The organism is Geminisphaera colitermitum TAV2 (genome assembly GCF_000171235.2).
In the GTDB taxonomy this organism is placed as follows: Bacteria; Verrucomicrobiota; Verrucomicrobiia; order Opitutales; family Opitutaceae; genus Geminisphaera; species Geminisphaera colitermitum.
In genome coordinates, this window is the sequence record NZ_ABEA03000045.1 from 1 (window position 1) to 13,525 (window position 13,525).

A 13,525-nucleotide genomic window follows, 5' to 3' on the forward strand; every position below is an offset into this window, starting at 1 on the left:
CTCCAGGCCGCCGGACGAGGCGCAACGCGCCTCGCCTCAGGGAGTGCGGCGGTTTCCGAACAGGCGACGCTTCGCGTCGTCCGGCGGCCTGGAGACCGCCGCTCCCTGCGACTCCTGCGTAACATCAGATTCGTAATTTTTCCCTCAATACACGTCGCGCTGGTAACGCTTGTCCTTCTTCATCTGCTTCACGTAGTCGCCGGCCTGCTCGATGCTCATGCCGCCCTGTTCCGCGATGATGTCGTGCAACGCCGTGTCCACGTCCTTGGCCATGCGTCTGGCGTCGCCGCACACGTAAAAATGGCCGCCGTTCTTGATCCAGTCCCACAATTCGGCGGCGGAGGCGCGCATCTTGTCCTGCACGTAAACCTTGGTGAGCTGGTCGCGCGACCAGGCGAGGTCCAGCTTGGTGAGCTGGCCCTTGGCGAGATACTGGGTCCACTCGTCCTCGTAGAGAAAATCCGTGGTGGCGTGCTGGTCGCCGAAAAACACCCAGTTGCGTCCCGTCGCGCCAATCGCCACGCGGTCCTGCACGAAAGCCCGGAAAGGCGCGATGCCCGTGCCGGGCCCCACCATGATCGCGTCGCGGGACGGGTCTTGGGGCGGACCGAAGTGGGAATTGGATACAAACACCGGCACAGGCGTTTCACCCAATTTTGCGCGGTCGGCGAGAAACGTTGAACATACGCCGACACGCGGGCGGTGGTTGCTCTCGTAACGCACGACCGCCACCGTCAAATGCACGTCCGTCGGATGCGGCCTGGCAGACGACGCGATGGAGTAGAGGCGCGGCATGAGCTTGCGCAAATGGTCAACGAACTCCTGCGGCGTGAGACGCAGGCGCGCGCTGGGAAACTCCATGAGCAAGTCGATGTATTCGCGCTCGGCGAGGAAAGCCGTCAGCACGTCCTTGGATTCGGGGGCGAGCAGCCCCGCGAGCGTTGCCTGTTCGGTCGGCTCGGTGGCCTTGGACGCGAGCGTCTGGATGATTTTTGCCGTCGGCCCGGCCAGCGACACGCGGCTGGCGAGCACCTCGCGCAAGGTCAGCGGCGCGGGCAGGCGGAGCATGGCGGGGGACACGAGTTCGCCGCCAGTCGCCCCCAGCGCCTGGATGATCCCGTCCACGTCTTCCGGACGATTGGTGGGGTAAACGCCAAGGGAATCCCCGGCTTTGTAGGTCAGGTCGCTGCCCGCGAGGCTAATCACGAAATGGCGTGTCTCCTTGCCGGAGCCGGGTTTGTTGAGGAGCCGGTTCTCGACCAACCGGGCCTGGAACGGATTGTCTTTGGTGTAGGTGGATACGGGTGCGGGTGCTGACATAACGGGTATAAATGATCGAAAAATGGCAATAAATGCGCGCCTCGTCCATACGCACAAGCCTTTGCTCCGCTCAAATTAGAAAGACTGACGGTTTCGTGCTAACGCCAGTAGTCGTCGATTACTTGTCCCCCGTGCGGAAAACCGGGCTGCGCTGCAACAGCCACCCGAGCATCCCCTGGATCATGCCGTGGCACAGGGGAGCCCCTCGATTCGTCAGGCCCAGTTCCTTGATGCACTCGGCAAACTCCTCCGGATGATCGCCCGGCAGCCACGCCTGCCAGAGCCATTCCAGAGCGCTGCCATCATCGCCCGCCGTCTCACCGTTCATGGCGGCGACCAGAGGAAAAACGGCATCGCACAAAAACGTATCGAGCCGCGTGCTCCCCGGTCCGAGCGCCTCGGCCCCGAGCGTGCGCGCAAGCAACACCCGCACCTCCTTGAGCCGCACGCGCCGCCTCGCCTCGCCCACGGACGCATAACCGCCGGCATTCACCGCCGACATCACTTGCGATGCGGCGCTCGCCGCACGCATAAGATCTGGCAACATGTTCTGCAAACGCGCCGGCCAGTCGGGTGCCGCCGACATCCAGCGGGCGTACTGGCGCAGACGCAGACGCGGATAATTGGGCGGACGCACGCCCCGGTGCCGCCAGCGCCCGCGTTGCGATTCCCAAGCCTCGTCCGCCACGCGCTCCTGCGTTGGCATGGTCGCCCCCGGACGCCACTGCCATCGCGCAAGCGGAAACTCTGCGGCCACGCTCAACATGGGCGCGCGGTTCATCCGATAACCGAGCACTTCGAGTGCGGCGTGATGACAGGCGGCCTCCCACCCCAGCCGCTCGATGCGACACCGGGCGAAATGCACCTTTTGCCGCCACCTCAAGCCCGCCTGCGCGAGCACGCTGTCGGGCACGGCCAGTTCGGGTGCGTTTTCCAGAGACGTGCGCAGTTCCGTGACCGACCGCCCCACCAACGTTTCCAACGCCTCCTCCGTCGCGTAAGCCTCGAGATCCTGACGCAGCAAAGGCAACAACGCCACGACCGGCAGCAGCCGTCCGCCCGCGCCCCGCGTGAATGCATCGCCGGGCGGAAACAACACTGCGTGCAACACCACCCCATCGTAAGCCGGATCGTCGGCGTGCCCATGCAGCCGCCAGTCGTCCGCGTTGATGTGCAATTCCACATCCCCCTGCACCTCGCTCCCGCCGATCACGAGCCGGGCGTCACGAAAATCCGGTCCTGCGAGCAAATTCCAACGCCCCGGATGCACGACTTGCACGGCGCGACCGTCGGCGGACTGCATGGAGGCGCGGTCAAAATCCCCGCGCATCCAGATCTTTTGCAGCAATCTTTCGGAGAACGTAAACGGCCCGTCGATCCCCAGCATTTCCGCCATGACCCAAGGATTGGACGTCGGCGCAGCGGTCGGGGAAAGAGCGACGGAGGGGGGCGGGGGGGAAGGAGGGCGATTCATACGCCCAATCGTGCGCTAACGTTGGCCGGGACGGTCAACGCATTTCCAAAGTTATCTGCTGAAGTTACGCAAGAGTCGCAGGGATTACGCAAGAGTCGCAGGGAGCGGCGGCATCCTGCCGCCGTGTTGTGGTTGGGATTGGCAACAAAAGTGGCGCGGGCGTCTCGCCCGCTGTAGGGGCGTCGCTTGCGACGCCCGCATTCCGATGTAGCGCAGGCGTCCCGCCTGCAATCCAGCCTGCTGCGCGAAGCGCCGCACTCCATAAAAGTCACCGCGCTTCGCGCAATAGACAAGATGGCAGGCAGGATGCCTGCGCTACGCTATGACGCGGGCTTTTTCTGCCAAACGCCCGTGTCTGCCGGACGGAGCACACTTACAAATTCGCGGGCTTCGCAAGCGAAGCCCCTACAACGAACCGGCGGCAGGATGCCGCCGCTCCTTGTTACCTATGGAGGGCGGGTCTCCCGACCCGCCAGACGCGGCGCAGCCGCGCCCATCCGAAAAAACGGAAGGGCGGTGCTGCGCACCGTCGGCGGGTCAGGAGACCCGCCCTCCGCAATATCAGCGCCTCCGGCGCACGATCACGTAGGCCAGCAGCGCCAGCCCGGCGAGCGCGGCATACGTCGCGGGCTCGGGCACGGAAGAGGTGGCGATCGTCGTCCACTGCGTGTAGCCGTTGCCGAGATCGACGAAAGTCAGCAGGGCGTCGATGTTGCCCGTATCGACCAGCGTGTAGCCAGCGCCGTCCCACGCCGAGAACGCGGTGCCGGTGAGCAGCGTCAGCACGTCGGCCAGCGCGTGGCCCGAACCTTCGACTTCGATGAAGTTGCCCGCGCCCAGAAACAGCGTGTCAATATCCAGCGTGGCGAGCGCGGCGGTGGTCAGCCGCAGCGTGTTGCCCGTCGTCTGATCCTCGAATCCGATGTTCACCTCCCTCGCCACCAGCGTGCCTTCGATGATCAGCACGTTGTCGTTCGCCCCGGCGTTCTGGCCGATGTAAACAGCCTTGCCGGTGGCGGTGACGTTGGCGGTGTCGGAGACGAAGGCGTCGGTGACGAGCGTCGTGTTCCAGACGCGGCTCAGCGTCACCTCGTTGCCGCTGGTGGTTGCGCCGATGATCCAGTCGCCTTGCGACACGAAGCTCAGCCCGTCGGTCGCCAGCGCGGTGCCGCCCGCATCCAGCGTCGTGAACGCCCGGATGTCGCCCGCATAGGCTTTGCCGGTGGCGACTCCATTCACTTGGGCATAACGCGCACCGATCACGAAGCGGTCCTCCTCCATGCTCACCGAAATGCCGAACCGGTCAGTCGCCGCGCCGTCGGAGGCGAGGAGCTTCACGGACTCGTTCACCGTGCCGCTCTTTCCGTCCAGCCCCTTGAAATAATAGGCCGCACCCGTATCGGCCACGTTGCCGTCACCAACGCTAGCCCCGACCAAGGCGCTGTCGCCCGACAGGCTCACCGCATAGCCGAAGTAGTCACTCGCCGCGCCGTCGGAGGCGAGGAGCTTCACGTCCTGGTAGGTGGCGGTGGTGACACTGGCAACTCCGGTGTAGCCCGACGGGCGTCCCGTTTTCCCGTCCAGCCCCTTGTAATAATAGACCGATCCCGAATCGGTCCCCTTGTCGTCATCCTGATAAGCCCCGACCAGGGCGCTGTCGCCCGACAGGCTCACCGACCTGCCGAACTGGTCACTCGCCGCGCCGTCGGAGGCGATGAGCTTCACGTCCTGGTTCACCGTGCCGCTCTTACCGTCCAGCCCCTTGTAATAATAGACTGCTCCCGAATCGGTCCCCTTGTCGTCATCCTGATTCGCCCCGACCAGGGCGCTGTCGCCCGACAGGCTCACCGCATAGCCGAAGTAGTCAGCCGCCGCGCCGTCGGAGGCGAGGAGCTTCACGTCCTGGTTCACCGTGGGGCCGGTTGCGTTGTCCAGCCCCTTGTAATAATAGACCGATCCCGAATCGCCCCCCTTGTCGTCATCGTAATAAGCCCCGACCAGGGCGCGGTCGCCCGACAGGCTCACCGATCTGCCGAATAAGTCATTATACGCGTTGTCGGAGGCGAGGAGCTTCACGGACTCGTTCACCGTGCCGCTCTTACCGTCCAGACCCTTGTAATAATAGGCCGCTCCATAATAGTTCCTATCCCCCCAAGCCCCGACCAAGGCGCGGTCGCCCGACAGGCTCACCGATTCGCCGAAGTAGCCATTCATCTTGCCGTCGGAGGCGAGGAGCTTCACGTCCTCGTTCACCGTGCCGCTCTTTCCGTCCAGTCCCTTAAAATACCAGACCGATCCCGACATGTTCCCCAGGTCGTCATCCCCATAAGCCCCGGCCAGGGCGCCGCCGCCCGACACGCTCACCGAATAGCCGAAGTAGTCATTCGCCGCGCCGTCGGAGGCGGTGAGCGTGGAGGCGCGGGCGTGGGGAGCGGCGAGAGCGAGGAACGCGAAGGCGAGAGCGCCGGACGCTCCGGACGCGAGGAAGGCGAGCCGGAGCGTGCGGACGGCGCTGCGGGTTTGTATTGGTTTTTTCATGATGTTCATGGTGTGTGGAAAAAGGGGGGAAGTCAGTGAACAGTGATCAATGAACAATGAGCAGTGTGGATTGCTGGTTGTTTACTGTTCACTGTTTCACTGTTCATTGTTCATTGTTCACTGATCAGGGGATGATGGCGGAGTAGATGGGGCTCCAGGGGCCTTTTTCGCCGCGGGTGTTTTCCCAGCGCAGACAGAAATAAACCGTCTTGCCGCGCTCGCTTTCGTCGAAATCGAGCGTCAGGGGGCTGCGCGTGTCGAAGGCCGTGCGGATCAGTTGCGCGAGCGAGACGGGCGGCGCGTCGAGGATCGAATAAATGACCTCCGCCCCATGCACCATGGAGGGCTTGCCGCCGCCGGGGTGCGCCTCGTCGTAAAATTCGAGGAGCAGGCGGCGGATCTCCGGCATGAGGATGCGCACGCGCGGCGAGGTCACGGGCACCGGGGCGGGGGTGTGCGTGGTCTTGGGGATGGTCAGGCCCATGTTCTCGCGGTCGGCATCGGTCACGGCCTTGTTGCCGGTCGAGAGGTTGGCTTTCACAAAGTCGCGCGCGGCGGCTTCGAGGGCTTTGCGGGCGGCGTTCTTGGCGGCAACGGCGGCGGGCGTGCGGCTGGCGGGGTTGAGCGCGGTTTCGTAGCTGTCGCCCCAGTTGTTGACCAGGGGGCTGAGGGCCGTCAGGTCGGCGGGCTTGACGCCGAGGCGGGCGGCGTTGCCCGCGGCGTAGGCGTACAGGAAGCGCACCCAGTCGTTGAAGGCGGCGTCGGAGGGGGGGATGTAATCGTGCTTCATAGCGTTATTTGTTGTCAGTTCAGGTGTTGCAGGTGGAAACGGGGTTCTTCGACATTTTCAATGGTTCGACATGGAGTGCGGCGATTCATCGCCGCTTTTGACGGGTCGTTTTAACGGCCCGCCCTCCCAGCTCCTGCTTTCCGGTGCGTCCTTTGCCAGACGGTAGAAGAGGGTAGCAAGAGGGTAAGGTGAGGCGACGTGATGAATCACGTCGTCTAAAGCGGCGATGAATCGCCGCACTCCATAGCGGAATCCTGTTCCCCCACTGAAAACGTCGAAGAACCGGAAACGGGGGCGCGGCGGGCGTGGAAAACAACTTTCCCGGAAGCTTTCCGAACTTTCCCGGAAAGAAATCGGGAATGTTCCGAGCGTTTCCGGGGAAGTCCGCAGGCCAATCGGGGGGGGCCGGAGGGGGGTCGGGAGAGCCGTCCGGAGCCCCGGACCTTCCCGGAATGTCTCCGGGGAATCCCGGAAACTCTCCGGGAAACCCCGCAAAGCTTCCGGGAACTCCCGCAAAGTCTCCGGACTTTCCCGGAAAGCTTCCGGGAATGTTCTGAAAGTCTCCGGGAAAGTCCGCAAAGGCTCCGGGAAACCCCGGAAAGTCTCCGGGAAGCCCCGGAAGGCTTCCGGGGATGGCCGCAGCGAAAGCGGGGATGTTCGCAGGGAAAGCGGGAATGGCCGGAGCGTTGCCGGGGATGGCCGGAGCGGAAGCGGGACAGGCCGCAGCGCGGACGGGCGTCCCCGGTCGCCACGCCGGGGGGCCGGACCGGGTTTTCAGGCTACCAGATGAATTTTTCGGGGGGGGGGGGGGGGGGGGGTAACTATGCTACAAACAACGACTTGCGTTATTTTTTCCGCCGTGTTCCACGCCGTAATCCTCGCGCAAGCCGCGCCCGCATCCCGGCGGGCGGGAGCGGCGGGAGCGACGAGCGGCGCAGCGTGGCGGTGGTTGGCAGTGGTCATGGTGACGCAAAAAGGTTGCCTTGTTGCCCGGTTTCCCCGGCGACGGGAAGCCCGGATGCATTGCATTTCCCGGCCATTAGTGCGCATTTCTTGTCCGCCCCCCCTCTCCTTCCCTCTGGAAAGAAGAGTTTCACGCCACGGCGCGACGGTCGCCACGCTCAGAGGCAAGAGCAGGCTGATGGCGTTGCGTTCGTTGCGCCGTGGCGTGAAATCTTGTTCCCGATCCCGCTTGCAATCCAGCCTGCTGCGCGAAGCGCCGCACTCCATAAAAGTCACCGCGCTTCGCGCTATAGACAAGATGGCAGGCGGGACGCCTGCGCTACGCCAGCAGGCGGGCGAGATGCGGAATCTCCGCGGTCGTCCAAGGCGCGATGTGGCGGTTGGGATACGCGAGAATCACCGACGCGTCCTGCTTCAAATCACGCGAAAGGAGCTCCACGCGCACACGGTGAACGCGTCCCGCTTGCGGCGCGAGTTCGCCGCGCGAGGCTTTGTCTGGACGATGCACGGCGGGCACGTAAGGCACGCCCGCCGGACAATCCACCACCAACTTCTCGTCCACGAAAAGACGCGCGCCCTTGCGGGCAAGGTTCACGATCAAACGCTTTTCGCCACTCGCCGGAGTCCAGTCCCAAGTCGCGCCGCCAGCCGCCTTGACGGCGGCGGGGAGTTCGCCGTTGGCCCAGGCGATGTCAGCCGAGCCATCGGCGGGAGCGCCGAGCGGGCGAATCTTGATCGTGCCGGGCAGACGCGTCACATCGGTCGCGGGCGGACGCGTGAGCGCGGCCCAGTCGAGCGCGGCGGGATGCGGGGCGAGCTTGCCAATGAGCGCGGCGGTGCGGCGCGTGAGTTCTCCAAGTGTAGTGGGAGCGTTGATACCCTGAATGCCGGGACCGATAAAAACGCCGTCGCCAATCGGAGCCACCCAGCGCGCCGGAATCGCTTTGTCGCCGAGCGCGAGGCCGGTGGTGGCGCCAACCGTGGCGGCGGTGCAGTCGGTGTCGTAACCGCCGTTGACGGCGAGCAGGATGCTTTTTTCGAAATCGCCGCCGCCGTGGAGCAACGCCCAAATGGTGAGGGCAACGTTGAGCGGGGCGTGCGTGAAGTTGTCGTTGCCGTGGGCGGCGAGGAGTTTTTCCCGCGAGGCCCAGGCTTCGACTCCGGCGGCGTGGTCGGCGATGACGAGGGCGACGGCGCGGGTGGTTTCGCAATCGGCGGGGATCAAGGGACGGGCGAGCGCGATGGACTCGGCGACGGACTTGCCTCCGGCGACGTGGGCTTGCAGGGCGGCGAAAAGGACTTCGCCGGCAATGCCCTCGACACCGTGGTCAAGCGCGGCGTCGAGCGAAGCGTAGTAGGCGGCGCTGGCGGCGTCACCGGGGAAAAGGCATGCCCAGATTTCGGAGCGGATGGGCGAACCCATGCCGGAAACAAAATGGTTTTCAAAGACGCCGACTTCGTTGACGGGCACGCCGCGACGCAGATTCCAGCGGCAACGTCCGTATTCGTCCCACATGTAGTGGAGGTTTTCCAGCCAGGCGCGGGCAAAGTCGGACAGGGTCAGGGCAACGTTGGAGGAGCCTTTGAGTTTTTCCACGAGGTCGAGCCACACCAGTTGCAGTTCAAGGTCGTCGTTGGGCGGCGCGATGGTCGGCACGGGATCGTAAAAGGTGAACGAGAGGCGGTCCATGCGGCCCTCGGCGGGCAGGCCAAGGGTGCCGCCAACGGACTTGCCGAGCCAGCAACCGAGAATGCGGGATTGGATGTCAGACGTGGTGGGTGTGGTGGTCATAGGCGTGCAGTCTAGCGAGGGGAGGCCCGCCTTGCGAAAGCGTGAATGAGGCTCGTATTTGTCCAGCGCGAGGACAAAACAGCCCCGCATGTCCCAGGCACAGCAGAAGGTGGAGTTTGTTTACGCGACGTTGGTGCGGCGGATTCGCACGGGGTTTTGGAGGACGGGTGAAGTCATCCCCGCGGAGATCGACCTGGCTTCGGAGTTCCGTTGCAGCCGCGGAACAGTCAACCGCGCCGTCAGTCGTTTGGCGAAGGAGGGCTGGGTGGAACGCCGCACGCGGGCGGGCACGCGCGTGGTGCCGCCCAAACCCATCGCGCAACCGGGCGCGGGCGGACGGGCCGGGCGAAGCAGCGGAGCAAGAACGGCGGACGGCGGTGGGAGCGGTGCGCAGACGTGGGCGTTCATTTATCCCAATCTGCGCCACGAAGGCATCGCGCGGGTGGTGGCGGGCTTTCAAGGCGCGGCGGACGCGGCGGGACAACAAACGCGGATGCTGACCACAGGCGTGGATTTCGGACGCGAGGCCGAGATGATCGCCCGGCTCGGCGAAGGCGNACNCGGGGGGGGGGGGGGGGGGGAGGTGCGGGGCATTGTCGTGTATCCGGTGATCGCGAGCGCGGAGGATCATCTTTATTACATGCAGACGATTCTGACCTGTCCGTTGCCCGTGGTGCTGGCGGAGGTCAACCTGCCCGGCGTGGGGCGGCCGGTTGTCATGGCCGACGGGATACACGCGGGACGCGAGGCCACGCGGCACCTGCTCGCGCAAGGCGTGCGCCGGATCGGTTTTCTGGCCAACTACGGCTGGGTGCCCATGGTGCGCGACCGTTATCTGGGCTACCGGCAGGCGATGGAGGAGGCGGGGGCGGGAGTGACGGAGGCCGGCCCGGCGCAACGCGTGCGACTGGACGTGCGGATGCGCCCCAAGTTTGACGATCCGATTTCGGAGCCCGAGGTGCTGGCGCGCGAGTATTTGGAGGCGCATCCTGATCTGGAGGCCGTGGTGTGCGGGGACGATTTTCTGGCGCACGGTTGCCTGCGTGTGGCGCGCCAGTTGGGCTGGCCCGTGCCGGGGCGTCTGCGTGTGATCGGGATCGACGGCCTGCGTTCCCTGCCTGCGACGAGGCCGGCGCTGACGTGTTACCGCGTGCCGTTTGAGCGCATCGGGGCGGAGGCGTTCACGCTGTTGCGACAGGTGGCGGAGGCCGGGATGTCCGTCGCCGCCCGGTGTCCGAGCGAACGTTGTGTGCGGGGCGAGTTGGTCGTGCGCCGAAGCGGGTAACTTGAGGGGGGGGGGGGGGGAGCCAGGCGAGGGGCTGACTTCCTCAAAACGTCCTGTAGCGCAACCGCGGGACACGGGCGAAAGCCTTTTCCCGCCCGATCAAGTCGGCATCGTAAACGAGGGCCGTCGCCGCGATCCAAGCATCGTTTTCTCCCAGCCGTTGCGGGAGCACCGATTGCATCGCCGCCGCCTTGTAGGCGATACTCCGCGACAGGGAAACAACCCGAAAACGCGACAGGAACGCTTCCACGTCCACCGGCTCGTCAAACCCCTCCGCGAATTCGCCCAGCGTAATGATGCTGACGGCCGGAAGCTCCAGCGGGCGGGCGCGAAGATAACCGCGTGCCGGTCCGATCACGCTGGCCGCGATCTCTGATTCGTATTCGATCAAAAAGCTCGTATCAAGCAGCAGCATGGTGATGGCGACGCTTCTTGCCCGCTCCCTTGCCAAGGAAAGGCTTCATCGCCTCTTCCAATTCCTCCGCAGTCAGGGCGGGCCGATCCGTCACCAAGCGACGCACTACCTGCGAGAACGATTCGCCAGGCGCGCGCTTTTCCTTTTTCAGCATGTCGTAGGCATCGACTTCGATGGAGATTGTTTTCGTAGCCATGCACAGACCATGCACAGATCATGCCTCGTGGTCAAACCGTTGGCGTGATCACCAAGCCCTCTTAGACCTCCAGCCAAAAGGAGCCCACAAGGGCCGCTTCAAACGCAACCTCTGGCCATGAATCGGAGACGTGCAGCGGGATAATTTGCAGCGGATTAAGTGGTGCCCAGAGTGGGGGTCGAACCCACACGCCTTTAAAGGGCGACGGATTTTGAGTCCGTTGCGTCTGCCAATTCCGCCATCTGGGCACAGAGGGGAGCCCAGCACCGTAAAAACGCCCGACCCCTTGTAAATCGCAAATCCGCACTCTCAGCAAAAAAGGCGCGACTCAGCACTCCAAAAAACGCCACTTCGCCTCTTCAGTCGATGGCATTACGTTGAGTTGCACCCGGGATTGTTAAGAAGAACGTGTAATTGACAGCGACAGGTGGTTCGCAAAGGGTCTGCGACTGTTCTTTGCCAGTTTTGCGCGTGGTCAGCCGGGAGTCTCCGGCGAGCAAGTCGCCCGGCGTCTCCATCTGACCATGAACAAACAAAAACGCACGATCACGATCGCGCATCCGATGTACAATGTTGGCCTTGTCGCCATCCAGCCCTTCTCCGTTGAGGCCAGCAGCTTTGAGGGAGCGGGGGAAGACTCGGAAGCCTTTCGGGAACCTGCGATGTCATCCTCCGGCAACCGCTTCACGCGGACGTTCGGCGGCGTGACATCCACACTCAAACGCCTGACCACACGGTCCCGTGCGAGTGCTTAATCCAATAGAAATCAACACCGCCCGGGAGCTTCGCGCTTCCGGGCGGTTTTTTATTTGTCCCGGTCTTTCTTCGTCCTCCCCATCACGGGCTCCGATCTCACTTTCGATCTTCGATCCGTCATCTCTTCGATCCGCTTCGCCGCCCGCCTTCCATGCACGACGTCATCACCGTAACGCTCAATCCCGCCATCGACCGCACCGCCATCGTGCCCGGCTTCACCGCAGGCGAGGTCAACCGCGCCTCCTCCGCACACGACCAGCCGGGCGGCAAGGGCGTCAATGTCGCAGCCGCCCTCGCCCGCGCATCCGGCGGCGACAGAGGTGTCAGCGGCGGCGGGCTTCGCGTCGCGGCCACGGGGTTTCTCGGCGCGGACAATCGCACGGCGTTCGACGCTTTTTTCCAAAACACCGGCATCCATAATCTTTTCCTTCCCCTTCCCGGTTCCACCCGGCTCGGCATCAAAATCGTGGACCCGGTCAACGCCTCCACAACCGATCTCAATTTTCCCGGACTTGCCCCCTCCCCTGCCGATCTCGCCGCACTGACGGACTTGCTTTTGCAAACGTCAACAACGAGCGCAGCCGCAACCACCCCAGACTCCGGCCCCACCGCAGACTCCGCCGCCACTCCGGTTGCCGCGCGCGCGCCCTTTTACGTGCTCGCCGGGAGCCTCCCGCCCCTTCCGCCCGGCGTGCCCGCCTCGATTTACGCCGACTGGACCCGCGCCCTCCGCGCCCGCGGCGCCCGCGTGGCGCTCGACACCAGCGGCGAGGCGCTCGCGCTGGCGTTGCCCGCCTCCCCGACGTTCATCAAGCCCAACGTCGTCGAATTGTCCGCGCTGCTCGGTCATGCGATTTCCGATACAGATGCGAATGCCGTCGTTGCCGCCGCCCGCGCCTTGATTGCCCGCCATGCGATGGAGTTGGTTGTCGTCTCGATGGGGGCCGCCGGCGCGTGTTTCGTCACGGCCCGCGAAGCCCTCCACGCCCGCCCGCCCGCCATCGCCGTTCAAAGCACCGTGGGCGCAGGCGATGCCATGGTGGCCGGCATCGTCCATGCGATGCTCGCCAGCGAAGAAATCCCCGCGCTCGACGACATTGCGCGTCTCGCCACGGCGTTCTCGGTGTCGGCCCTCGCGCGACCGGACAGCGCCGCTGCCTTCCGAGATGGCATCGCGCGCCACCTCCCGCATGTAACGATACGCCCGGTCGCGGTCGGTTGACTTCAGTCACCCGATCAAAGCGCGATCAGAGCGCGAACGCCAGCGCCCCGCCCGCCGCCACGAGGCCGCCAGCGATGCGGGCAATGGCAACGCGCACTTTGCCCGTTGTTTGCCCTTGCCGGGCAAATCCGACCCCGAACGCCAGGCCGAGCCCATGCAAGATCACCGTGGCGGAGGCAAATCCCAGCGCGTAGGAAAACGCTCCTGCCGTGGCCGGCATTTCCGCGCCGTGGGCCATGCCATGAAACACCGCGAAAATCCCCGCCACGCCCATGCCCTCGACCACCGGCAGCCGCACCGCAAACGCGATCAGCAAACCAAGAATACACAACGAGGCCGCGATCCCCTGTTCCATGCCGGGGATCACCCAGCCGCCAATTGCCATGCCCGCCCCCATCACCATCAACCCGACAAACGCCGACGGCACGAGCCAGCGTGCGCGCCCCCCCAGCATTGCCGCCCAAAGCCCCACCGCCGTCATGGCGAGCAGATGATCCCAGCCCGTAAACGGATGCGAAAAACCGCCGCCGAAATCCCAAGCAAGCTCATGTCCGCCCTCATGCCCCGGATGCGCCAGGGCGAGGCTCGGCAGGAAAAACAGGCACAGTGCCAGCGCGACGAGGACCGGCGCAAAGCCGGGAGCCAACGCGGAGACAGAAACAGAGGCGGGAGAAACGGGAGGGGAGTTGGGAGAAGCGATCGGGGCGGAGGCAACGGGAGAAACAACGTCGTTTTTTTGCATAATCGAACCGCAGGAAAAGCAAATTGCGGGCC

12 protein-coding genes and 1 tRNA gene are annotated in these 13,525 nt (G+C 64.5%); 3 read left to right on the top strand and 10 right to left on the bottom strand.

The genetic code is table 11. The annotated features are described in order from the left end of the window. Positions 1–144 precede the first annotated feature (144 nt). From OBACDRAFT_RS05775 to OBACDRAFT_RS05805, 6 genes are all read right to left on the bottom strand, one after another. Positions 145–1,320: a sulfite reductase subunit alpha gene (locus tag OBACDRAFT_RS05775; RefSeq protein ID WP_043583649.1), complete on the bottom strand. Its 1,176-nt coding sequence runs from the start codon at positions 1,318–1,320 to the stop codon at positions 145–147. Positions 1,321–1,438: 118 nt separating this feature from the next. Then, entirely contained in the window at positions 1,439–2,794 is a 1,356-nt protein-coding gene (locus OBACDRAFT_RS05780) for a DUF2851 family protein (protein WP_081721837.1), read from the bottom strand. 561 nt (positions 2,795–3,355) lie between these two features. Next, the gene (locus OBACDRAFT_RS05785; RefSeq protein WP_232766713.1) at positions 3,356–5,332 is read right to left on the bottom strand and encodes an FG-GAP repeat protein; all 1,977 of its coding nucleotides are present in this window, start codon (positions 5,330–5,332) and stop codon (positions 3,356–3,358) included. Between the two features lie 124 nt (positions 5,333–5,456). Then, a complete protein-coding gene (locus OBACDRAFT_RS30580) occupies positions 5,457–6,122 on the bottom strand; it encodes a hypothetical protein (protein ID WP_043583653.1) in 666 nt (221 codons plus the stop codon). Positions 6,123–6,896: 774 nt separating this feature from the next. Then, the gene (locus OBACDRAFT_RS27940; RefSeq protein WP_157836928.1) at positions 6,897–7,085 is read right to left on the bottom strand and encodes a hypothetical protein; all 189 of its coding nucleotides are present in this window, start codon (positions 7,083–7,085) and stop codon (positions 6,897–6,899) included. A 319-nt stretch (positions 7,086–7,404) separates the two neighbouring features. After that, on the bottom strand, positions 7,405–8,877 hold the full coding sequence (locus OBACDRAFT_RS05805) for an ADP-ribosylglycohydrolase family protein (protein ID WP_043583672.1): 1,473 nt from the start codon (positions 8,875–8,877) through the stop codon (positions 7,405–7,407). Between the two features lie 88 nt (positions 8,878–8,965). On the opposite strand from OBACDRAFT_RS05805, the gene OBACDRAFT_RS05810 reads away from it, so the two are divergent. Continuing rightward, positions 8,966–10,162 carry a substrate-binding domain-containing protein gene (locus OBACDRAFT_RS05810; RefSeq protein ID WP_043583659.1) on the top strand — a complete coding sequence of 399 codons (1,197 nt, stop codon included), beginning with the start codon at positions 8,966–8,968 and terminating at the stop codon, positions 10,160–10,162. 43 nt (positions 10,163–10,205) lie between these two features. Here OBACDRAFT_RS05810 and OBACDRAFT_RS05815 read toward each other — a convergent pair whose 3' ends face one another. From OBACDRAFT_RS05815 to OBACDRAFT_RS05825, 3 genes are all read right to left on the bottom strand, one after another. Beyond that, the gene (locus OBACDRAFT_RS05815; protein WP_043583661.1) at positions 10,206–10,577 is read right to left on the bottom strand and encodes a type II toxin-antitoxin system VapC family toxin; all 372 of its coding nucleotides are present in this window, start codon (positions 10,575–10,577) and stop codon (positions 10,206–10,208) included. Then, positions 10,564–10,773, bottom strand: coding sequence for an antitoxin VapB family protein (locus OBACDRAFT_RS05820; protein WP_043583662.1), 210 nt, complete (start codon positions 10,771–10,773; stop codon positions 10,564–10,566). Before OBACDRAFT_RS05820 ends, OBACDRAFT_RS05815 begins: the two co-directional genes overlap by 14 nt. A 160-nt stretch (positions 10,774–10,933) precedes the next feature. After that, positions 10,934–11,021: transfer RNA gene (locus OBACDRAFT_RS05825), tRNA-Leu, on the bottom strand. A gap of 276 nt (positions 11,022–11,297) precedes the next feature. Here OBACDRAFT_RS05825 and OBACDRAFT_RS05830 point away from each other — a divergent pair. Both OBACDRAFT_RS05830 and OBACDRAFT_RS05835 read left to right on the top strand, forming a co-directional pair. After that, positions 11,298–11,528, top strand: coding sequence for a hypothetical protein (locus OBACDRAFT_RS05830; protein WP_043583664.1), 231 nt, complete (start codon positions 11,298–11,300; stop codon positions 11,526–11,528). 152 nt (positions 11,529–11,680) lie between these two features. Next, on the top strand, positions 11,681–12,751 hold the full coding sequence (locus OBACDRAFT_RS05835; protein ID WP_043583666.1) for a 1-phosphofructokinase family hexose kinase: 1,071 nt from the start codon (positions 11,681–11,683) through the stop codon (positions 12,749–12,751). 25 nt (positions 12,752–12,776) lie between these two features. Here the strand turns inward: OBACDRAFT_RS05835 and OBACDRAFT_RS05840 are convergent. Further along, a partial coding sequence (locus OBACDRAFT_RS05840; RefSeq protein WP_232766715.1) for a HupE/UreJ family protein occupies positions 12,777–13,525 on the bottom strand: 749 nt, incomplete at its 5' end.